Source organism: Methanococcus maripaludis (assembly GCF_013760955.1).
In the GTDB taxonomy this organism is placed as follows: Archaea; AGJL01; Methanococci; order Methanococcales; family Methanococcaceae; genus Methanococcus; species Methanococcus maripaludis_A.
Genome location: NZ_JACDUL010000001.1, coordinates 223,723 through 245,358, shown reverse-complemented (window position 1 = coordinate 245,358; position 21,636 = coordinate 223,723). Strand labels below are relative to the sequence as shown.

General features: G+C 34.7%; 33 protein-coding genes. 3 read left to right on the top strand and 30 right to left on the bottom strand.

The features are described 5' to 3' along the window. Positions 1-6: 6 nt before the first annotated feature. Complete coding sequence (locus HNP90_RS01305; RefSeq protein WP_011977064.1) at positions 7-1,449, top strand: TrkH family potassium uptake protein; 1,443 nt, start codon at positions 7-9, stop codon at positions 1,447-1,449. 69 nt (positions 1,450-1,518) lie between these two features. Next, complete coding sequence (locus tag HNP90_RS01300) at positions 1,519-1,836, top strand: transcription factor S (protein WP_011977063.1); 318 nt, start codon at positions 1,519-1,521, stop codon at positions 1,834-1,836. Between the two features lie 51 nt (positions 1,837-1,887). Here the strand turns inward: HNP90_RS01300 and HNP90_RS01295 are convergent, their stop codons facing one another. The 5 genes from HNP90_RS01295 to HNP90_RS01275 form a co-directional block, all read right to left on the bottom strand. Then, positions 1,888-2,049 (bottom strand): preprotein translocase subunit Sec61beta, encoded by a 162-nt coding sequence (locus HNP90_RS01295; RefSeq protein ID WP_011977062.1) that lies wholly within the window; start codon positions 2,047-2,049, stop codon positions 1,888-1,890. 64 nt (positions 2,050-2,113) lie between these two features. Further along, on the bottom strand, positions 2,114-3,490 hold the full coding sequence (locus tag HNP90_RS01290) for a PFL family protein (protein ID WP_011977061.1): 1,377 nt from the start codon (positions 3,488-3,490) through the stop codon (positions 2,114-2,116). A gap of 3 nt (positions 3,491-3,493) precedes the next feature. Further along, on the bottom strand, positions 3,494-4,114 hold the full coding sequence (gene dcd, locus HNP90_RS01285) for a dCTP deaminase (protein WP_011977060.1): 621 nt from the start codon (positions 4,112-4,114) through the stop codon (positions 3,494-3,496). Positions 4,115-4,138: 24 nt separating this feature from the next. Next, positions 4,139-4,678, bottom strand: coding sequence for a tRNA (cytidine(56)-2'-O)-methyltransferase (locus HNP90_RS01280; protein WP_011977059.1), 540 nt, complete (start codon positions 4,676-4,678; stop codon positions 4,139-4,141). A gap of 115 nt (positions 4,679-4,793) precedes the next feature. Continuing rightward, entirely contained in the window at positions 4,794-7,349 is a 2,556-nt protein-coding gene (locus HNP90_RS01275) for an STT3 domain-containing protein (protein WP_011977058.1), read from the bottom strand. 98 nt (positions 7,350-7,447) lie between these two features. On the opposite strand from HNP90_RS01275, the gene HNP90_RS01270 reads away from it, so the two are divergent. Beyond that, positions 7,448-8,347, top strand: coding sequence for an MraY family glycosyltransferase (locus HNP90_RS01270; RefSeq protein ID WP_011977057.1), 900 nt, complete (start codon positions 7,448-7,450; stop codon positions 8,345-8,347). 30 nt (positions 8,348-8,377) lie between these two features. Here the strand turns inward: HNP90_RS01270 and secY are convergent, their stop codons facing one another. The 25 genes from secY to HNP90_RS01145 form a co-directional block, all read right to left on the bottom strand. After that, entirely contained in the window at positions 8,378-9,706 is a 1,329-nt protein-coding gene (secY, locus tag HNP90_RS01265; RefSeq protein ID WP_011977056.1) for a preprotein translocase subunit SecY, read from the bottom strand. Between the two features lie 227 nt (positions 9,707-9,933). Continuing rightward, a complete protein-coding gene (locus HNP90_RS01260; RefSeq protein ID WP_011977055.1) occupies positions 9,934-10,365 on the bottom strand; it encodes an uL15 family ribosomal protein in 432 nt (143 codons plus the stop codon). Between the two features lie 14 nt (positions 10,366-10,379). Continuing rightward, positions 10,380-10,844 (bottom strand): 50S ribosomal protein L30, encoded by a 465-nt coding sequence (locus HNP90_RS01255; protein WP_011867935.1) that lies wholly within the window; start codon positions 10,842-10,844, stop codon positions 10,380-10,382. A gap of 34 nt (positions 10,845-10,878) precedes the next feature. Continuing rightward, complete coding sequence (locus HNP90_RS01250) at positions 10,879-11,568, bottom strand: 30S ribosomal protein S5 (RefSeq protein WP_011977054.1); 690 nt, start codon at positions 11,566-11,568, stop codon at positions 10,879-10,881. A 10-nt stretch (positions 11,569-11,578) separates the two neighbouring features. After that, complete coding sequence (locus HNP90_RS01245) at positions 11,579-12,160, bottom strand: 50S ribosomal protein L18 (RefSeq protein WP_011977053.1); 582 nt, start codon at positions 12,158-12,160, stop codon at positions 11,579-11,581. A gap of 23 nt (positions 12,161-12,183) precedes the next feature. Then, complete coding sequence (locus HNP90_RS01240; protein WP_011977052.1) at positions 12,184-12,633, bottom strand: 50S ribosomal protein L19e; 450 nt, start codon at positions 12,631-12,633, stop codon at positions 12,184-12,186. Positions 12,634-12,659: 26 nt separating this feature from the next. Next, a complete protein-coding gene (locus tag HNP90_RS01235) occupies positions 12,660-13,067 on the bottom strand; it encodes a 50S ribosomal protein L32e (protein WP_011977051.1) in 408 nt (135 codons plus the stop codon). A gap of 9 nt (positions 13,068-13,076) precedes the next feature. Then, positions 13,077-13,625, bottom strand: coding sequence for a 50S ribosomal protein L6 (locus tag HNP90_RS01230; RefSeq protein WP_011977050.1), 549 nt, complete (start codon positions 13,623-13,625; stop codon positions 13,077-13,079). Positions 13,626-13,646: 21 nt separating this feature from the next. After that, positions 13,647-14,039: a 30S ribosomal protein S8 gene (locus tag HNP90_RS01225; protein ID WP_011977049.1), complete on the bottom strand. Its 393-nt coding sequence runs from the start codon at positions 14,037-14,039 to the stop codon at positions 13,647-13,649. Between the two features lie 18 nt (positions 14,040-14,057). Beyond that, complete coding sequence (locus tag HNP90_RS01220) at positions 14,058-14,219, bottom strand: 30S ribosomal protein S14 (protein ID WP_011977048.1); 162 nt, start codon at positions 14,217-14,219, stop codon at positions 14,058-14,060. 9 nt (positions 14,220-14,228) lie between these two features. Then, positions 14,229-14,774 (bottom strand): 50S ribosomal protein L5, encoded by a 546-nt coding sequence (locus tag HNP90_RS01215; RefSeq protein WP_011977047.1) that lies wholly within the window; start codon positions 14,772-14,774, stop codon positions 14,229-14,231. A 28-nt stretch (positions 14,775-14,802) separates the two neighbouring features. Continuing rightward, the gene (locus HNP90_RS01210; RefSeq protein ID WP_011977046.1) at positions 14,803-15,537 is read right to left on the bottom strand and encodes a 30S ribosomal protein S4e; all 735 of its coding nucleotides are present in this window, start codon (positions 15,535-15,537) and stop codon (positions 14,803-14,805) included. A gap of 11 nt (positions 15,538-15,548) precedes the next feature. After that, positions 15,549-15,908, bottom strand: coding sequence for a 50S ribosomal protein L24 (gene rplX / locus HNP90_RS01205; RefSeq protein ID WP_011867944.1), 360 nt, complete (start codon positions 15,906-15,908; stop codon positions 15,549-15,551). Positions 15,909-15,927: 19 nt separating this feature from the next. Continuing rightward, positions 15,928-16,326: a 50S ribosomal protein L14 gene (locus HNP90_RS01200; protein ID WP_011977045.1), complete on the bottom strand. Its 399-nt coding sequence runs from the start codon at positions 16,324-16,326 to the stop codon at positions 15,928-15,930. Between the two features lie 20 nt (positions 16,327-16,346). Further along, complete coding sequence (locus tag HNP90_RS01195) at positions 16,347-16,676, bottom strand: 30S ribosomal protein S17 (RefSeq protein ID WP_011867946.1); 330 nt, start codon at positions 16,674-16,676, stop codon at positions 16,347-16,349. A 164-nt stretch (positions 16,677-16,840) separates the two neighbouring features. Beyond that, positions 16,841-17,137 (bottom strand): ribonuclease P protein component 1, encoded by a 297-nt coding sequence (rnp1, locus tag HNP90_RS01190; RefSeq protein ID WP_011977044.1) that lies wholly within the window; start codon positions 17,135-17,137, stop codon positions 16,841-16,843. 67 nt (positions 17,138-17,204) lie between these two features. Continuing rightward, positions 17,205-17,513: a stress response translation initiation inhibitor YciH gene (yciH, locus tag HNP90_RS01185; protein ID WP_011171350.1), complete on the bottom strand. Its 309-nt coding sequence runs from the start codon at positions 17,511-17,513 to the stop codon at positions 17,205-17,207. An 83-nt stretch (positions 17,514-17,596) separates the two neighbouring features. Beyond that, a complete protein-coding gene (gene rpmC / locus HNP90_RS01180) occupies positions 17,597-17,812 on the bottom strand; it encodes a 50S ribosomal protein L29 (protein ID WP_011867948.1) in 216 nt (71 codons plus the stop codon). 10 nt (positions 17,813-17,822) lie between these two features. Continuing rightward, a complete protein-coding gene (locus tag HNP90_RS01175; RefSeq protein WP_011977043.1) occupies positions 17,823-18,458 on the bottom strand; it encodes a 30S ribosomal protein S3 in 636 nt (211 codons plus the stop codon). 10 nt (positions 18,459-18,468) lie between these two features. Continuing rightward, positions 18,469-18,930: a 50S ribosomal protein L22 gene (locus HNP90_RS01170; protein WP_011867950.1), complete on the bottom strand. Its 462-nt coding sequence runs from the start codon at positions 18,928-18,930 to the stop codon at positions 18,469-18,471. A gap of 19 nt (positions 18,931-18,949) precedes the next feature. Next, complete coding sequence (locus tag HNP90_RS01165) at positions 18,950-19,159, bottom strand: hypothetical protein (protein WP_011977042.1); 210 nt, start codon at positions 19,157-19,159, stop codon at positions 18,950-18,952. Between the two features lie 91 nt (positions 19,160-19,250). Next, positions 19,251-19,520: an elongation factor 1-beta gene (locus HNP90_RS01160; protein ID WP_011977041.1), complete on the bottom strand. Its 270-nt coding sequence runs from the start codon at positions 19,518-19,520 to the stop codon at positions 19,251-19,253. A 31-nt stretch (positions 19,521-19,551) separates the two neighbouring features. Next, positions 19,552-19,716, bottom strand: a complete 165-nt coding sequence (locus tag HNP90_RS01155; protein ID WP_011867953.1) for a zinc finger domain-containing protein — start codon at positions 19,714-19,716, stop codon at positions 19,552-19,554. A gap of 17 nt (positions 19,717-19,733) precedes the next feature. Beyond that, a complete protein-coding gene (gene mfnE, locus HNP90_RS01150) occupies positions 19,734-20,372 on the bottom strand; it encodes a [5-(aminomethyl)furan-3-yl]methyl phosphate kinase (protein ID WP_011977040.1) in 639 nt (212 codons plus the stop codon). Further along, on the bottom strand, positions 20,373-21,620 hold the full coding sequence (locus HNP90_RS01145; RefSeq protein WP_011977039.1) for a M20 family metallo-hydrolase: 1,248 nt from the start codon (positions 21,618-21,620) through the stop codon (positions 20,373-20,375). It lies immediately after the preceding gene. Positions 21,621-21,636: the final 16 nt, after the last annotated feature.

Genomic DNA, 21,636 nt, shown 5'->3' with positions numbered 1-21,636 from the left:
GGTATTATGAAAATTTTCAAAAAAAGCGATATTTCCGGGATATTACATGAATTGGGGATATTGATATCGACAATTGGTCTCATAATGATGGTACCTTCTTTTATCGGAATTTATTTTCATGAACCATTTTTTTACTTTTTATACCCGTCACTTTTTTTCATGATAATTGGACTTTTGATAAATAAGCTTACTAAACCAGTTTCAGTAAAATTAAAGCATGCAATGGTTATTTCAGCATTAGCATGGCTCATGGCATCATTAATTGGGGCGATCCCCTTTTATTTTGGAATTGAATATTTTGGATATCTTGATGGTGTTTTTGAAAGCATGTCTGCATGGACTACAACAGGATTTAGTATTGTTAGAGATGTAGAATCCCTCCCAAGAACCCTTCAATTCTGGAGAAGTTTTGAACAGTGGATTGGTGGAGTTGGCGTGCTTGCAATGGTTATTTCGATTTTATCAAAAGCAGGAGCATCAGCATACTACCGTGCAGAAGCAAGAGAAGAAAAAATTATGCCAAGTACGATTGGAACAATTAAAAAAATTTGGCATATCTATTTGTTATACACAACGATTGGGATATGTTTACTTTATTTAAGTGGTTTAAATTTGTGGGGTGCATTAAATATCTGTATGTGTGGTATTTCAACAGGGGGTATGAGTATAAGTAATCAAAGTTTTCCATTTAATAATTTCGCAAAGATTATAATGACTTTAATTATGTATATTGGCGGTGTTGTATCATTCTCAGTACACCACAATGTATTAACTGGAAGGCGAGTTGATGATATCCAAACAAAAACTTCGATTCCAATACTTTTCTTTGCAGCATTTGTAATTACGTTAACTTCGGGAATAGATCCGCTTGATTCGATATTTACAGTAGTTTCTGCAATGACAAGCACGGGATTTTCAAGTGTAAAGATATCTGCTTTAACAAACATTTCAATTGCAGTTTTAATATTTGTAATGGCAATTGGCGGGGCTACTGGAACGACAACTGGCGGTATTAAACTTATACGGCTTGTAATAATGTCAAAAGGGTTTTATTATAGGTTAAAAGAAGTAGTATCCCCTGGAAATGCGATAATAAATAAAAAAATAGGTAAAAATCCACTATCTGATTTTTTAATTCTTGATGCATTTATAATTACATTTGCATACATCATTCACTACCTCTTTGGAACTTTTGTTTTAATAAGCCTCGGATATGATCCCTTTTTATCTATATTTGAATCAGTGTCTCTTGTTGCGAATATGGGTCTTTCAGTTGATATTGTAAACCACTCATTACATCCTGCAGCAAAACTTATGGGGATATTTTCAATGTGGGTTGGAAGGCTTGAAATTCTTCCGATATACGTTTTAATAATCCTCCCGCTTTACTTAAAACTAAAAGATGTGGGCAAAAACAAAATAGTTAAAAAAATCGAAAGTTATAAATAGTAATTTAACCTCTTTAAGTTGAATTATGAAGATATTTTCCTTTTATAACCGAATTATAAGGTGGGATTTATGGTCGAATTTTGTCCAAAATGTAATAATATCATGCTCCCAAAAGCAGGAGTTTTAAAATGTGTAGTTTGCAAACACGAAGAAGAACTTGGTGATGCAAACCAGGAATACGCTTTAAAAGAAAAAATAGAATCTAAAAAACAAGATGTTACAGTCATTGAAAATGTAGACACCCTTCCAACAACAAGAATCGAGTGCCCTGCTTGTGGAAACATGGAGGCATTCTGGTGGTTACAGCAAACAAGATGTGCCGATGAGCCTGAAACTAGATTTTACAAATGTAAAAAATGCAGTCATACGTGGAGAGAATACGACTAATTTAAGATTTTAAAATCAAAAATTCAAAAAAAAAACTTTTTTTAATTTTAATTAAATCAAAATTCCGTAGTTTATAACAGCTTCAATGATTATAATTGATACGGTTAATCCTAAAACTTTTTCTGGAGATATTTTTATTTTTGAAACATCTTCATCCATATATCTTACAAGTCCTGCACTTGTACTGAGTCCTGCATCCTGATTTTTAGCCATTTTATCACCTTATTTAAAAATCATATGTTTTTGAAAGTTTATAAAACTTTCCTTATAATTTTATTTAATTGGTAAGTGACTGTATTGGTGCAGGTATCCTTCCGCCCCGTTCGATAAATTCTTCGGAAGAAAATTCGCTAACAGGCATAATTGGTGCAGTTCCAAGGAGTCCACCATATTCTACTGAGTCACCAACATCTTTTCCAGGAACTGGGATAATTCTAACTGCCGTAGTTTTTTTGTTTATCATTCCAATTGCCATTTCATCAGCCATAATTGCAGATAATGTTGAAGCAGGTGTTTTTCCAGGTACTGCAATCATATCAAGACCAACTGAACAAACACAAGTCATTGCTTCAAGTTTTTCTAATCTCAAAGCCCCAACTTCAACTGCTTCAATCATTCCTGCATCTTCGCTTACTGGAATGAACGCACCACTAAGTCCACCAACATTGCTTGAAGCCATTGCTCCTCCTTTTTTAACTGCATCGTTTAACATTGCAAGTGCTGCAGTAGTTCCATGGGTTCCGCATCTTTCAAGACCGACAGCTTCCAAAATGTTTGCGATACTGTCTCCAATTGCAGGGGTTGGTGCTAAGGATAAATCAACAATACCGAAGTCTATACCTAATTCGCTTGCAACTTCTTTTCCAACGAGTTCTCCCATTCTGGTGATTTTAAACGCAGTCTTTTTAATTTCGTCACTTACAGTTCCGATATCTTTTCCTTTCAACTGTTCAACAACAGCTCTAACAACACCAGGTCCAGAAACTCCTGCATTGATTACAGCATCTCCTTCACCAGGTCCGTGGAATGCACCTGCCATGAATGGGTTATCTTCTGGAGCATTACAGAATACAACAATTTTTGCACATCCAATTGCATCTTTTGTGATTTCTGCAGTTTCTTTAACTATTTCTCCCATTTTTTTAACTGCATACATGTTAATGCCTGCTTTCGTTGTAGCAACATTAACTGATGCACATACCCTGTCAGTTTTAGTCATTAATTTCGGGATCGATCGAATAAGCATTTTTTCTTCAGGAGTCGCTCTTTTTTGAACTAATGCAGAATATCCTCCAATAAAATCTACTCCAACTTCTTTTGCAATGTTATCGAGTGTAATTCCAACTTCAACGCATGCATCGATTGCTTCTTCATTACTTAATCCTTTCAAAGTACTTCCCATAATAAGTCCGATTGGGGTTACCGAAATTCTCTTATTTACTATTGGAATACCATACTTTTGGGAAACTTTGTTTGCAGTTTCAACTAAATTTCCGCCAAATGACGTTATTTTGTTGTAAATATTTTCTTTTAACAAGTCTAAATCCTTATCAGCACAGTCTTTTAGGTTGACACCGAGTGTTGTTGTTCTAATATCCAAATTTTGGTATTCAATCATTTTTATTGTTTCAATAATTTCCTCTGGTACATACATGTTTTATTCCTCCTCATCGATTTCAAAGTCTTTTTTAATAAGTGAAGCCATTACTGATTTCTGTCCGGCGTATTTTGAGTATTTCCTGTCAGAATAACCTACATCTGCAGGCGAAAGTGATTTACTAAATATCAGCTGCCCAACTCTCTGGTTTTTATAAAGTATTACGGGTTTATCGTATGCTACAATTTCTAAAGTTATTTTTCCTCTAAATCCTGAATCAATCCAGCCCGCAGTCTGGTGTGTCTGTAAAAATACTCTTCCAAAACTGCTTCTACCCTGATATTGCGCACAAACGTCATTTGGAAGTTCCACGTATTCATTGGTGGTCCCTAAAAGCCCGCCACTCACAATGCAGTCGACATTATATTTTTCTTTATAATTTTCAATTATTGTTTCATCCAAGTGATGATTCAAAGGACATACCATAATCGAGTTTTCAATTTCAAATTTGTTGTGACTTAAACTTTTTTTAAGGTCGTAAACATCTTCCTTGTACTTTATAAATTCGCTTCCAAGTGTGACATCGTATGAACAAGGCCCAACGAATTTCGAATTAAAGGGCTCAATTAGAACTCTTTTTGAATTAACATAGTCAAAAATGTCTTTATCACTTAATATCATCCTATTTCACCAGGGAGAGTTAGATTAGTCCTTTTCAACGAAAACACACTTTTCAGATTTTGAAGGAGTTACTTTTATTTTGGCATCGTCATATTCCGAATAAAGAGTTTTTCCTTCGGTAAGCCGGTCTAAAAATATTGCAAGTGCTGCAACTTCAGAATGTGGCTGGTTTCCAACTGAGAGATTATAATCTGCAAGATCATATGCTTCTCTAGGAACCTTTTCAGCACCAATTATCAAAAGCAAGTTTTTGTTCGTTTTTGATATATCTTCTCTAATCTCTGTCATAATTTTATTAATATTTTCCCCATACATTGTAAGGTGGACTACTATGCCGTTATCCTTAAATCTTCTTGTATAGGTTCTCCAGGATTTTACAACTTCAAATTTAAATTCTCCACCCCAGCTTTCAACGATTCTTTCAACGCTTTCTTTAACGTGTTTATCATCTTCAGTAAATATTATTTTTTCAGCTCCAAGGGCCCTTGAAGTCAATGCAACGTGGGTAGATATTCGTTTGTCTCTCTCGCCTCGATGGCCCAACCTCAATATCTCAATAGCCATAAAATCACCAGATTAATCAAATAAAATTTGAGTTAATTTAAAAGTTTTCAAAAAATATTAAAAAAGTTAATATTTAAAATTAATTGAAATAATCAAAAAATTAAATTTCTCAAAATTAATTGAGATAGCCTGTTCCGTAATTTACGCTGTAAACTTTAAATCCTGGCTGTAATCCTGATGAAGTTGGGTCTACAGATTCTTTTTCAAGGCTGATTTTTTCAAGCCCATATCCATCTAGGAAGTGTAATTTTGTGTATACGCTATTTTCAAGGTTTTTACTTGAAATCCATGCATATACTTGATAAGTGCCATCAGATAATTTTTCGAGCCTTATGATTTCTGAATAATCCCCATTTGCATTTATTTCTTCTTCGTAAACATTTTCATCGATTTTTAAAATCAATTTATGGAAATTTGGAGTTTGCATTTCAGCCTGACCGTCACTGTCGATCACTGCATTTGCCATTCTTATTTCAGAATCTATTTCGATAATATTTACAATACTGTATGTGTCGGTGCTTTGTAATGGGATGTATATTACGGTAGTACCATTGATCTCTTGTGCACTACCACTCAATTGTTGGTAATATCCCATTTCTCTATCACTATTTTCAGTACTTGCGGGTAAACTAAAGTTCCAGTTTCCAAACATACTCCAAACAGATGCAATACTTGTCATTCTGTTGTAAGTAATTAAATAATCAGGATTTGTATCTTCAGGATGCGTTGAATCAAGTATTTCTTCCGATTCTGCATCTGTTAATCCATATTCATTTACCAGTATAGTTTTAGCTTCAGTTCGGGTTAACGGAAGTATTTTATTTAAAATATCCACAGTTTCCTTTATGGATTCTGTTTTTTCAATTAAAATACTGTCATCAGAATAAGCATTATCTCCACTGGTTGCAAGCATTCTCAAAATTCCAACGGATAAATCTTCATCAGATGTTGAAAATGCGCGTCCAACCCAGTAAGCTCTAGGGGTGTTTTGTGAACCTCCGTCAAATGTTACCATTTTTCTTGTAGCCCATGTGTAGATGTGTCCATTATCCCACCAGCATGTAACAACGGAATTTTCGGGAGTTTCTGTTTTTATCCAGTTTAAGCTATTCATCCAGCCGTCATTCATTGTAGGTGCAGTATAAAATGGAACTGCTGCGGCCATTGATGGAAGTACCATCATAACTGCAAGAAGTATTCCAAAACACTTTTTAACAGCATTTCCCTTTTCTGAAATTATGTCTACTATTTTGTATACTGCTAAGCAAATTAATGCAATTACTGATAGATAAAGTGCAATTGGAACGTAAGTGGTTGGAATTAATATGTTTAAGATTTCTCCACCGTATTTATACAAACTAATTAGTGAAAGAATTCCAATTACTGGGTATAATATATATTCCACTTTTTTTTCGTATCTTTTGATGATATTTTCAATCTGACCTGTAAATATTCCAATACCAATCGCAAGTGCAGGGGCCATCAATGCAACGAATCTTATACCTTTTGTTGCAGCATAAACTGTAGCTATAAGCCAGAGTGTTAAGTAAAGTGCATATTTTATGTCAATTTCACGTTTTTCATGTCTAAACGACACAAATGAAAGTAGTATTCCAGAAATTCCAGCAATTAATAACCAAATGCTTCCAACTGAATTTTCAATTATTTCATCCATCGTTGGAATTGCGAGTTCCGATACTGTTGTATATACATTTGGCCAACCGGTTATTCTTGTAGCTTCATTAATTACCGTAAATCCTACTGGGGATAATATTCCACTAATAAATCCGCTTAACCCCGTTGAAATTGAAACAAGGACTGCCCCACCAAATAATGTAATTAATGAAGTTTTAATCACATTTTTTAAATTTTTTGACTTTGTAATGTATTCATATATTGAATATAAAACTAAAAATCCGGCCGTAATGTCAAATGCATACCACCAACCACTCCACATCATCGGGTATAATCCAATCAAAATGGCCGCAATTCCACCAAATATTCCAGATTTTTTGGCATTATCTTGTGCATGTATCGCTTCCATTATCATCCACACGATGAACAATAACGGCAATATTTCAAATATCGGTGTATCTGCAAATCCTGCGGATGTTTTATAAATTAAACTTGGACTCGAAATCAAAATCAACGATCCAACAAGCCCGCCAATATTTGAAGACGTATTTCTTCTTATGATGAAAAACACTGGAATTCCAAGTAATGTACTCATAATTGCGGGAACCCAGAATGCTGCATTTAATATTGTAACTGTTGAATCAAATGAGTTCCAAATTGAATATACTAAAACTGTTACAATGGATAGCGCAGAAACTGATCCTGCTTCACGTCCTGGAGGCGCATATTGTATCGTATCGTAAGGTACATTTTCCCCATCTATTTCAACAGTAGTTTCTCCAACATTGGAATAACCACTATTTACATAATTTTCAGTCATTCTAAGGTAGTAGTAAGGGTCAAGTGCAGTTAAATACATTCTACCGTTTTCATCTGAAAACATTTCTTGTAGGTATGAATTATCTGTAAACGCCATATCCGCAGTTTGGGCCCGGATTTGAAAGCTCATCATTCCTATAAACAATATTATTAGAATAATTTTTATTTTTTCGTTTTTTCTGAAAAAATCTGAGACTTTATTTAGTAACTCTCCCATAATCCTCCTCCAAAAACTTTTATCAAAAATAATCGATAATGTATATATAAATAGTTTATTAATTGAATTATGTTTTAAATATTATAAATGGTGATGCTATGGATTTATATTTTGTTTTATCTGCTTTATTTTCTTTTGTAATTTCTTTGATATTTACAAAGTTTATAATTAAAAAAATGGCCAACAACAAGTATGGTTATGATTTACACAAGGAAAATAAAATCAAAGTAGCTGAAATGGGCGGGATTTCTCCCGTAATTATAACGTCCATAACAATGCTTTTTTTTAATCCTGCACTTTCACTTAGTATATTCCTGTCAGGATTTGTTGGGATAATTGATGATATTTCACGATTAAATTCGAAAGAAAAAATAGTTTTAACGTTTTTAATTGGGATTCCAGTTGCACTTCTTTTAAAACTGGATGTTTTACTTTCCGTTCTATTAATCCTTGGAATTTTTGTTTCATCAAACCTTACAAACATGCTTGCAGGGTTCAATGGTCTTGAAATTGGAATGGGAATACTTCTTTGCTTATTTATGGCACTAGTATGTTTGATAAATGGAGATATCTTTGGATTTAATGTTTTGATTTTATTCTCCGCAGCATACTTTGGACTTTTATGCTACAACAAATATCCTGCAAAAGTGTTCCCGGGAGATACCGGAACCCTCCCAATCGGCGCATTTTTGGCAACTGTTGCAGTTTGGAGGGGTTATATTCCTGAATTTTTTATACTTATGATTCCATATATACTTGATGCACTTTTAAAGCAGTTTACAGCAGGAGTTACAAAAAAGGACAGTGTATTTACACCAACAAAATTAAAAAATGGAAAATTGTATGTCGAAGGGGGGTATCTGTCATTACCAAGAATGATTTTAATGAAAAAATCAATGGAAGAATACAAAATAGTACTTGTAGTATGGTCTATTGAATCCTTTTTTGGAATTTTGAGTATTTTATATACAAAATACATCGGATTTAATATTTTTTAAAAAAGTAAAAAATTTTTATTTTTAGTTATTTTATTTTCTGATGAATTTCGCAATTGATGGGTGAAGTTCGGAAAGCTGTTCTTGAACGAGCTGTTCGTACAATCTATATACAATAGATACTGTAAGCAATACTCCAGTACCTCCACCAAGTGCCCCGGTAAAATCAGCAGCAGCGGCTAAAAATCCAACGAATGCTGAGCCCATTACCGTAATTGGTGTAATGTATCTTTTTAATCTCTGTTCAATTGATTTTTGGCTTTTTCTAAATCCTTTAATTGCCATGTCTAAGTTTCCAAGTTTTTTGGCCATTGATTTTGCATCGAGTCCAGATGTTTCAACCCAGAAAAGACCAAACAATATACAGAATATTATCATCATTATTGTGTAAAATACCGCATGAAGTGGGTCTGCAATTAAGCTTGAGATTCCATATGGTGTTGAGAAGTAGTATGCAAGCCCATCAGTTGCCCTACCGCTCGTATAATGTCCAAGAATTGGGAAACCCATTTTTTCTAAAAACATCCCCCAGAGCTGGATGTTTGCAAACAATGCTGCAGCAAGGATAACTGGCAAGTTTGAAACATAAATGAATTTTATCGGGTATTTTCCAACTGCACCTTTTACTCTTCCATGTGCGAGAGGAATTTCAACTCTGATACTTTCAACGTAAACTACAACCAGGAATACAAGTATTGTACCGAGTATTGGTAAAATATATTCCAATGCAGTCCATAAACTTCCAACAGTCATTGCACTGAAGAATTTCCATAAGTACCCTTCTGCACCAAAAGTTCCTACAAATATTGTTTGTGAAACTCCTGCCGCAATGAAAAGACCGATACCTGAACCGATACCGTATCTTGAAACAATTTCATCAAGATAAATAATTAATATAGCACCAAGTGCAAGTTGCAGTACCAATATAACCATTAAAAGTGGAGTTAGTGTACCAAACGCACCTGCTCCAACAAACATTAAAGCTTCGAGGAAACATAGTGCTATACCAAATAACTTTTGTAAACCTTGGAACAATGCTCTATTCATCGGTTTTGATAGGTCCAGACTTATAATTTCAGATCCAACCAAAAGCTGCATGATAATCCCTGCAGTTACAATTGGCCCGATACCAAGGGTGATCAAAGTACCCATTTTTGAAGCAGTAACTGTTTGCCAGAAATCAAATATTGCAGGCATTTCTGAACCGCCAGTGTAAATATCAATTGTACCCAAAATAAAGTAGAGTACAAGCACAAGTGCAGTCCATTGTAATTTTTCTTTAAATGAAATTTCTTTTAACGGTCTTTTTACTTCAGGAATTAACTCAAGTATAGGTTTTATTTTTAATAGAAAACTTTCCAAATTCTCACCTTGGAATAAACATTATAAATTTCAATAAATGATAAAAACACGAAATTTTTTATCAAATATAATCATTAAGATAATTTTTGGAAAAAGTATTGGATATAGTTTTCGCATCTACAAAATATTCTAAAAAATGAGTAGTTATTTGATTTGGATTTTCATAGTATCCACTATCAAAAATAAGAAAAAGCAGGATTAAATGAAGTAAGTGGTTCTTAATTGAATTATAATTCAACAAATTCTCCACCGGCAGCCTCAATTTTTTCTTTAGCTCCTTCAGAGAATTCAACTGCTTTTACAACCATTGCGGTTGAGATTCTTCCTTTTCCGAGAACTTTTTCGTATCCGATTTCGGTAGCATCAACTACAACTTTTCCATCTTCTACTTGGAATGCATCTTTGTATTTTAAGATGTATTCTTCCAATTCTCCAATGTTAATAGTTTCTAACTGTTTTATAAGGCCGGGGTTTCTGTTGAATCCGTATTTACCGAAGTAATCAGGATTGAATTTACAGACTGACAACCATTTATGTTTCTGGTGACCAGCGTTACCCCTACCACCTCTGTGGCCAGCGCCTCTATGTTTTTTAGCTTCTCCATATCCGCAGGTTCTGGAGCCTCTCATTTTCGTGATTTTTTTGCTTTTTCTAATCATTAAATCACCTTAAATTACATCATTTTATTCAATAAATCGTTGATTTTACCAGATCTGTAACCTAAGGCACCGCCAATTGAGAATCCTTTTTTGACTCCTGCTCTATCGTATCCTTTTCTTGGAGGGTGTAATCTGAATACTGGTTTGATTGGCGTATCTTTTATTTTGATTTCGCCAGCAATTATTTTTTCAGCTAACTCTTCAACTGGAAGTTCTGTTAACTCTTTTACGAGTTCTTCAGTTAATCTTTTGTTTCCAGGAAGTCTTCCTCTTTTTAGAATTAAAGCTACGAGTGTATCTTTATCGATTTCACCGTAGGTTACATAATCTTTAACTTTTTTTATCATTCCAGTGTAGTGTTCATTGTCTGGAATTACAACACAGTGGTTTACTCGGTGTAATCTCAACATCTTCATGGTATCTGCGATGTTTCCTCTAACACCTACGCTTCCTCTGACTCTTACAACTGCGTAAGCCATGTTTTAATCACCTTTTTTCTTAAAAAGTAATAAATTAGAGTACTCTTCCTTCTGTAAGACCTAATTTTTCCTTTTGTGCAGGTAAGCATCTTACGAAGTTTAAGTTGTTTAATGCATCGAATGTAGCTTCAGCAAAGTTGTATGTGGTTCTTGTGTCACCAAATGTTTTAGTCCATGCATCTTTTATTCCTGCAAGACCTAAAACAGCTTTTGCAACGTTACCAGCAACTAAACCAACACCCCTAGGTGCAGGAAGTAATTCTACCTTAACGCTACCACAAGCTCCTTTAGCTGTGAATGGGATTGAGTGAGGGTATCCGCAACCGCATTCCCATGAACCGCAGCCAATTCTAACTTTGATTAATGATAATTTTGCGTGAGCAATTGCTTTTCTGATAGCAGGGCCAACTTCTTTTGATTTACCCATGCCTACTCCAACGTATCCGTTTTTGTTACCTACAACAACAGTTGCTCTGTATCTTGCTCTTCTTCCAGATTTGTGCATTCTTTGAACCAATTTAACGTCCAAAACTTGCTCTTCTAGATCGGGTAAGAGTGCATCAACAATTTCAGGTTCTAATAAGGGAAGACCTTTATCCATAATGTAGTTAATGTCTGAAATTGTTCCTTCCTTAACCATTCTACCGATTTGGGTTTTTGGTTCCCAAGCTTCGGTATTGAATTTTCTTTTTTCAGCTCTTTTTTCAGCCTTTTTTTCAGCCATTTATATCACCTTATAAGTTAAGGATTTTTTCTTTCAGTTCTTCAACGTGTTCTGGCAAGTCTTCTGGGTTTAATCCTTTTTCTAAGTATTTTGAGAACTGTTTTTTGTACGCATCAGCATCTTCTTTTAAAGATTCTGCGTAATTTTTAACGTGAGTTCCGTTTAATCTTTCTTCATCTGCGATGATTTCATCACCGTGAGGTATATCCATACCTGCATCGAGTGCGCCTTTTAAAACAGCGAAAATTGCAGCTCCTTTGGTAGCTCTGTGAAGACCTTTGTCTAATATAGCTTCTTCTGCTCCTTCTTTAACAGCCTTTTTACCTAACAATAAACCTGTTAAGTATGCTGCAGGTAAATTTCCGCAGTGGCCTTTGTAACCCATTTTAACGAGTTCTCTGGAGTGTGCTGAAACTAAAACAACGTCCCCTTTTTCATCGTATGCCATAAGCTGAGCGATCACATTGTTTAAGGATTTTCTCGCAACTAATCTAGGTTTGCCAGACAATAATAATCCTAACCTTTGTCTGAAATCAGTTTTTCCTTCTCTTCTTCTTCTAAAAGGAACTCTGAATTTGGCGTTCTTTGCCATAGTCATTCCTCCTTAAATTTGAGTTATTCAGCTAAAATTCCGTGTTCTTTCATGTATAACTTCATGTGATTTCTACTTCTGAATGCGCCACCTTTAGCCATTCTGTAGAGTTTTCTGTATGCTGATCTTTCGATTTTTTCATTTTCTCTTAAGTCTTTCAGCATTTTTCTAAGTGGCCTGATGGTGTTCATCCATTTTTCTTTTTTAGGAGTTCTTGCACCTTTAGCCCCTTTTCTTGAACCAGGACCTTTTCTCTTTCCTTTTCTCTTCTGTTCTTGAACTTCTTTTTTCCTAGCGCTACTGATTCCTTTTTCCTGTTTCTTAACAATGACTCCATCGTTAATTAAAAGTCTAATGTCATCTTTTGTGATGGCCATTTTGACTTTTTCCAGGTTTTCAGGATCAATCCATACCCTATCGATACCGCAATCCAAAACAGCTGCAGCAATTCTTCTTTGGGTTGATACATCCATAATATCACCTTATATCTTAAGCGAGATTATAAACTTAAGAATTCTTCCTGTTTTTGTTTGGATACGTTAAATACTCTAATTCCTAATTCATTAGCTTTTTTAACGATTTCTATTCTTTTTCTTTTACCAACGGTAGCTGCAATTCTTGCACCTTGAATTTCAGGGTTTATTGCAACTAATTCTTTTACGTTGTTAACAAGAATATCTTGTAAGCCTGATGGGTGTAAACCTCTAACAAGAGCAGGTCCTCTGTAACCTACTGTAGCAACAGCAGCCCTATGTGTCAATCCTATTCTCATACCGCTGTGTTTACCAAAAGGTCTTCTCCAGCTAGTTCCAATTCTTGAACACTTGAACCAGTCCTGTCTTTTAAATTCAGGTCTTTTCTGTTTCATTTTGAGTTTTAATCTCATTAATCTTTTGAATTCACTCATGAGACCACCTTATAATACCTTGCCTGCTTTTTCTACAATGTAGATGCCATCTTGGAATATTCTTGTGTCTCTTCCTTTAACTTTAGTAGCTTGTTCGATGTTTGCAGCGGTTTGACCAACAAATTCTTTGTTAGCTCCACTTACAATCACTTCTTCACCACTAACTTTTACAGTGACTCCATCCATGATTTTAGCAGTTCTGGTGTATTTTTCTCCTAAGAAGTTGTCAATGGTTACAGTGTTTCCTTTAGCACTAACTTTCATTGGGAAGTGAGCGTATCTGATTACTAATTTGTATTCAAATCCGTCAGTAACACCTGTGATCATGTTTTGAATGTGTGATCTGTAGGTTCCAACAATTGCAGTTTGTGCTTTTCTTGGGAATGTACACTCAATAACAACTTTTCCGTCTTCTGTGCTTATTTCGATTCCAGGGTACAACAAATCTCTTTTAAGTTCTTTTGCACCTGATTTAACAGCAACTGTGCTGCCGTTAACTTCAACGTTGACGTTTTCAGGAATTTCGATTTCTTCCCTTATTAAAGCTGCAACTGGCATAAGAATACCTCCATAATGTCCTTAGTATATGTAGGAAATTAATCTTCCACCTACTCCAGCGTTTCTAGCTTCGTCATGTGTCATTAATCCTTTTGGGGTACTTACGATTAACAATCCGAAACCTTTAGCTGGTAAGTATCTCTTTTCGAATTTTTCGAAGTCATGGTTTTTAACTGCGAATCTAGGCTTTACAGCTCCACACTTGTTGATTTGTCCGATTAAATCAACTTTGTAGACACCCGCTTTTCCGTCTTCAATGTATTCGAAGTTTCCAATGTATCCTTGATCCTGCATAACATTTAGAACTCTTCCAATTAATTTTGAAGCAGGTTTCAAGTAAGCTACGTTTTTACCCACACTTTCGCAGTTGGATACGTGGTTTAATGCGTTTGCAAGAGGGTCCATTAAACTCATATTGTTACCTCCTTGTCCTTAATCGTACTTTTTAAATCCTAATTTTGGTGCTAATTCTCTGAAGCATTGTCTGCATAAATTTAATCCGTATTTTCTGATAATTCCTGGCCCTTTTCTTCCGCATCTTTTGCAAACTTTAGAACCTTGGCCGAATTTTGTCTTAAATGGTGTTTTTGTCATTCTTTCACCTTATTCCCTGACTACTTCAGTATCGAATTTAGCTTGGATGTATTCGATAGCTTCGTCTTTGGTAACTAAGTGTTTCTTTGGAATGTGGCTTCTTTTAACTTTTCTGGATTTTACTCTGTATCCTGATTTTTCAAAGGTTACACAGATATCCATACCATAGATTCCAATTGATGGGTCGTACTTTTGACCTGGGAAGTCAATATGTTCAGGAACACCAAATGAGAAGTTTCCAACCTGATCAAATGATGACGCATAGAGTACTTTACCACATGTTTTAAATGCACTGAATGCATTTCCGAGGAATTCTTCAGCGTTCTTTCCTCTTAATGTTACTTTTAATCCAATTGGTAACTTTTTTCTGATACCAAATGCAGGGTTTGTCTGTTTAGCTAAAGTCCTTACTGGTGATTGGCCAGTGAGTTCTTCAATAACTTTTGCACCTATTGTTAACCTATCTCCAGCTTCACCTACACCGAAGTTTACTGTGACTTTTTGGATTCTTGGTTTTTTCATAGGTTCTTTTTCCCAAACTTCTTGGAATGACATGTTTCGTCCTCCTCTAATTTTATGGGCATTACATCGAAATTACTGGCTCGTCTTGACCTACGATAAATACGTAAGGCTTAACGGTTTTAAATTTCTCGCCATCTTTGTTTTCTAAAGTTACAATATCTGAGTACAATGCTCTGTTTTCCACTTCAACGATTTTAGCAAATTCTCCAACGTGTTTACCGCCAGTTACGTATGCTAATTTTCCTTCGCCGAATGCAACATGTCCAACAATTGACTGTTCTGGAATTGAAACTAAAACGCTGTCTCCTGTTTTGTAAACATCTTCTTCAGCTTTTGTAGCGTCTGAAACTTTTACAATCTGGTTTCTACCATCGTGAAGGTTTAATTGAATGTGACCGCCTTTTATAACAGTTTTGTTCACGATTTTGCATAATTTTGCATCGGTTTTGTCAGTTTTTTTCAAGCTGATTCTTCCGCTTTCGTCAAATAATACAAGGTAGTTTTCATCCATTTCAGGGATTGATAAAACATCCATTAATCCAGCAGGGTGTTTGTATTCCTTTCTTTTTAATCCATCGATTAAGATTTTTCCCGTTTGGATAATTTTTTTAGCTTCTCTTGCGTTGTCAGCGTATTTTAATACGTCTCTTACAACTAACAATAAAGGTAAAGATTTATCCATTGAGTGTGGTCCAGGTGATGGTCTTACAGTAAATGCTTTTACTTTTCTAGGAAGTTGCCAATTTGCTGGAGCAGCCAATCTTTTAAGATGTTTTCTAGGTCCTTTAATTGCCATGCTCACACCTCTTAGTTACTTGAATTTTTAAATCTCTTTTCGTCTGATTCGTCCAATTTGGTAATCATAACATTTGATGGATGAATTGGATATGCTGTTTCAGTTCCATCTTGTTTTTTGTTAACTACCCCTTCAACAATGATTTTGTATCCTGCGTAGTCAACTTTTGAAACTTCTCCTTCAATTCCTTTGAAATTTCCTCTGAGTACTTTTACAGTATCTCCTTTTTTCACAGGAAGGGAGTTTTTATTGAATTTTTCTTTTAATTCTTTTGATAACATTGCAGCCATAACGCTATTTCTTAAATGTAAAGGTGCGTTATAGAGTGCTTTTCTTTGTTTTCTTGGCTGTTTTGAGTTTGTCAAAACCATGATTTCACCACATGCCTAATTAGTGAATAATTTTAGCTAATCTTGAAACACCAGGCCATCTTTCAGCAGCTTCTTTTGAAACTGGACCTTTGATTTCTGAACCTTTTGGTGTTCCTTCTGGAGTAACAATAACAGCTGCGTTATCTTCGAATTTTACTCTTGTACCGTCAGCTCTTTTGTATTCCTTTTTCTGTCTGATGATAATTGCAGGTAAAACCTGTTTTCTCATTTCAGGAGTACCTTTTTTCACTGAAACGAAAACCATATGGCCTACACCACCAGCAGGTAATCTTCTTACAGTACCTGTGTAGTTTTTAACTGCAATTATTTCGAGCTCTTTTGCACCTGTGTTATCTGCACAGACGAGTCTTGCTCCGTTCGGTAATGATCTTACGATTGTTGAACCTAGTCCTTTCATAATATTCACCTTTTAAAGGATTATTCCAGGTTTTCAGTTTTTTCAATTACAACAAATGACTTTGTTTTACTGATAGGCCTGCATTCCATAACTTTCACAGTGTCGCCAACTTTTGCTTTGATGCATGCAGGGTTGTGTGCAACCAATGAAGTTGTTCTTTTTTCGTATCTTTCGTACTTGGATATGTATCCAGTAACTTCTCTTTTGAGCACGATTGTGTCGTGTCCTTTGTCACTTGTAACGGTTCCTTCGAATATTTGTCCTCTTACGGATAAAGTACCGTGGAACGGACAGTTAGGATCTTCACAAACGTGTTCAGGAGCTTTTACATCGATTCCAATGTTTGACATAAATGATACCTCCTATATTTAGAGTGTTTAATGTCGATTTTAAAGTTCCAGATTTAATACGGGCTACAGGTATATAATGTTTTCATAAATACCACTAACGCCTGTTTAGAACTTAAATTTCAATTCTTATTTTCAATTTGGGACATTTAAAATAGCTGAGAAGCTTAGTACGAGTAGAGTTGTTTTATTTTTCTTTTCAACCTATCTTCAGGTCGTCCAACAAGTAGTCTTCCGTCAATGTCTACTTTTACAACATCATCAAACTCAAACTGAATTCGAAATGTCGAAATTTCTTTCACAACGGTAATTTCCTTGCCGTTTTCTTTTTCAAGAACTAGCGTGTTTCTAGTCTCATTAATTACTCTACCTTTTGTTGAAATTAAACTGAAATCAGTAGATTTTACAACTTCAAGGTTTAATCCAATTAATTCATGTCTCAATATATTTTGTGACAATTTCATGGGTGTCCCTACCCTTGAGCATGGGGGTGTACATTTTCAGTATCCACATACTCGTGTGAATAGTTAATTATCTTACATCAATCATATCTTTTGAGAATCCCATTTTAATAAGGGTTTCTTCAGCTTTTCTCCTGTGGTCTCCCTGTAACTCGATAGAATCTTTCTTTACAGTTCCGCCACAAGCACATATATCTTTTAACTTTTTAGCCAAATCTTTTACATCAATCAAGTCCGCATCAAAGCCGTCGACGACTGTCATCAGCTTACCAAACCTTCTTTTAGTTACGTAAACTTTAATTTTCTGTTCTTCCTTTGCAATCTCTTCACAGACACACAAATCTTTTGGTAAACCACATATAGGACAAATCTCTGGCATCAATGCACCTCTCATCTTGATAGACTAATTTTGTTATAAGTATACGGGATATACTTACTGATTGATGGTATTTAAAATTATGCTTAAGCATTTTTTGCTTGAGCTTCTTTTTCATTCATGATTGTTAAGATTCTTGCGATTGTTCTTTTGATTTCGCTGATCTTACCTGGGTTTGAAGGTGCACCGCCTGTTGACTTGTTTACACCTTCTTTCATTAATTCTCTTTTTAATTCTGCGATTTTTCCTTTCATTTCTTCAGCTGAAAGTTCCCTTATCTCGCTAGCTTTTAAGATCGCCATTCAAATCACCTTATTCTTGGGATGCTTCACTATATTCAGTAACTTCTTTGATTTCGCCGGATAAAATTGTGATTTCATCAGGTAATGATACATCAGGTTTCATGATTTTTACAGTAACTCCTACAACACCGAGTTTTAATTTTGCTAACTGGTGTGATTTGTTTACGAGTGCTTCAGCAGGTTCACCACAGTGTTTCATGTATCCATCCATGAATTTTTCAGTTCTTGATCTTTCTCCGGATAATTTTCCAGAAACGATAATAGAAACACCTTTTGCACCGGAGCCCATAACTCTTCTTATTGCTGAGTGAGCTGTTTTTCTAAAGTGCATTCCTCTTTCTAATGAAGATGCGATTTTGTGACCTACGATTGCAGGATCTAAATCTGGGCTTTCAACCTGTTTAACTTCAATTTGAGGGTTGTTAACAGCGTATTCCGTTGAAAGAGTTTCTGTTAATTCTTTAACCATTTTTCCTTTTCTTCCGATAACGAAACCTGGTTTTTCAGCGAATACAGTTATTCTAGTCCCAATCGGTGTTTTTTTAAGGTCGATGTGGCTGTATCCTGCTCTAACTAATTTAGTTTTAAAGTATTCGTCGATTAATGTTTCGGAAACATTTTCTCCAACAAATGTTCTTTCAATCATTGTTTCACCATTAGTAGAATTCTTCAAGGATTACTTGGATGTGTATTGTTTCTTGGTTTTTAGGGCTTGCTCTACCAAATGCTCTTGGCATATATCTTTTAATTGTGAAGCCTCTGTTTGATGATATGTGTTTGATTCTTAATTTTTCTGTGTTTAATCCTTTTTGCTCAGCGTTTTTCTTAGCGTTGTCTAAAACTTGTAAGATTTCTAGCGAAGCTTTCTGTGGGAATCTACCTGAGTGTGTTCCAATTTTTCCTTTTCTGTGTGGTAAGTCTTTGTTGTGAACTTTGAATGGAACTGGTGTTTCTAATGCGATTACTCTGTTTAAGTATGCAACAGCAGCATCTAATTTCATTCCAGATAATTCTCTGCAAAGTTCAATAGCATGTTTTCTTGATATTCTTAAAGTTCTGCCCATAGCTCTCGCAGTGTTTTTTGGGTCAGCTTCAACTTTGTATTTTAGTTTAGCCATCGTCTTCACCTCAATCGGGTTAGTCTCTCATCTTTAACAGGAGTTTAGCTGTATTGATGTAGTGTACTTTCACGTTTCCAATCGTGTTTTTTATTATTGAATTGGTTTTTTTATTTCCAATCTCTATAACAGGATTATTTTCATGTGTAACATTGATAGAGTATCCCCTATCATCCATATAGTCAATAGCCTTTTTTATTTGCTTAAACTTATTTATATAGTTTATCATAACAATCCCATATCTCGAATTAAAGCTTAAAATGAGTGTTGTTTTAAGTTCGGGCTATTTTTCGTTAATTAAAAAATTAGTAATGGTGAAATTAAACGAGTGAAAGTTCAACTACTTCAGCGCTTTCTACATTTTCTAAAGCGTTCATAGCTTCTTCGATAGGGTCCATTCCGCCTTCTTTTTCTTCCATTTCAACCATTACAAATACTGTGTAAAGTCCAAATGCAAGTGGTTCGTCGGAAACTCCTCTACATTTTGCATCGTTGTTTTCAACGAGTTCTTTCAATGTTGCTTTCAAGGATTCTTTGTCTACTTCTGGGCTTGTAGGCATTACTTTTACTTTTGCGATAACTGTAGCCATATTTTCACCTAATTTTTAGTTTTAGATTAATTTAAGGACCTTCGTATCCACATACTGGGCAGTTGTACGTGTTGCTCAATTTTCTGCATTTTTCGCATCTTACAAGTTCTGCTTTTCCACAGTTAGGGCACAAGAATTTTGTAGCATTTTCTCTAGGTGCAATTTCTGCATTGCAGGAAGTACATTTTTGTTTCATGTTCTCACCATAGTGTTTTATTTCAAGGTTATTTTCGTATACGTATCAGATACGCCTTTAAAAATGTTATTTATTCTCTCAGGATGATTTCCGTTAACAACAAAGCACTTAATGCCGTATTCGGATATAAGTTTTGGTAGGTGTTTATCCACAGACGTAAAACCTTTAATCGTTTTTGTATTTATTGTATTTAATAGTTTTCCCTCAGGATATTTATCATAAATTCCGTCGACGTCGGTGGCTATAATTAGTGTTTTAGATTTTAATAATTTTGCAATATATCCGGCAAAAGAATCAGAAGTAACTTCCCAAGAACAGGGCAGTTCATCAGTACTAAGTATAATTTTTGATGGAAGTATTATAACTATACTTTCATTTTGGAGGATTTTTTTTGCATCAAAAAGATTATCTGCTGTTTTTATCCCCGAAATTTCGGAAAAATAGGTTCCTGTTATATCTGTGCACATTGTTGCGAGTTTGTGTGCAGAAATTTCGTTAATTTTTTCATTTTCATGAAGATTTCGAATAGAATTTGCGAAACTTCCGCCACCAGGGATAATTACAATTTTTTCGCAAGACTGTTTAAGGCTTTCAAGAAGTTTTTCCGCGTTATATGTTAAACTTCCGCCAATTTTTACAACGTACACAATTACCACTTATTTTAATATATCGAGATAAATTTCAGCCATTTTTATTAAATGTTCTATTTTAATATGTTCGTTTGGTTGGTGGGCAGTCTCATCTCCAAGCCCCCAAACAGCTACATTGTATTCTTTTTCTCTTAAAAATGCAGCAACAGTTCCTCCACCCATTCCGCATAAAACTGGTTCTTTATTCAGCACATTTTTAATTGCAGAGCCCAATTTTTTTACTACTTCTGAATCTTCTTTAGTTTTTTCGGTTTTTTCAAGTTTTAAAATTTCATACTCTATTGAAATATTCTCTTTTTCAGAAATATCATAATGGACGATATGTTTTTCAATTTCATTTTTAAAAATTTCAATATACATTTCAATATCGTTTAATACTTCTTTTGGATCATATTCTGGGATAATTCTGCAATCAAAGTTTAATTCAACATATCCTGGAATTGTATTTGTGTTTTCAACGTTATTTCTTAAAATTGTAGGTTCAAATGTTGAAAATGGCGGATTGAATATCAAATCAAGATTACTGTATTTATTATATAATGTATCATAGAGCCCCTTTCCAAAGGCAAATGCCATAATATCTGCATTAAATCCGTTTTCAGGCGTACTTCCGTGGCACTGTTTTCCTTTAATTTTAAACTTTAGCCAAAGTATATTTTTTTCAGCAATTTCTATAAATTCGCCTTCAGGCATTCCAAAATCAGGAACGAGTATCAAATCTTTTGAATCGAAAAGTTCATTTTCGAAGTTATTTACAATGTAAGATAGACCATATTTACTTCCATCTTCCTCATCTGACACAAAAATCAAATTTAAATTGTATTTTGGATCGATTTTTTCTTCAAAAATCATTTTTAAAAGTAAAAACGATGAAACTATTCCTTTATGATTGTCTTCACTACCCCTTCCGTAAATTACTCCGTCTTTTATTTCTGCTTTAAACGGATTGGAATTCCAAAGACCAAGGTCACCTTCTGGAACGATGTCCATGTGTGAAATTATCGTTAAAGTATTAGTTTTTCCAAAATTGTATTTTGAAACAATATTTGGTCTTTCAATTCCGTTTGAATCAACAGTGTTGAACTCTAATATTTCGCAGTTTTTTACAGAATACTTTTCACTGTATTCCATTAGCTTGTTTTTTATGTAAATCGACTTTTCTTTTTCTCCAACTCCACCAAAAGTTGGATTTACTGAATTTATTGATATTAATTCAGAAGAAAGTTTGATAGTTTCATCCAAAATACTTTTCATGAGATTCACCGAAAAT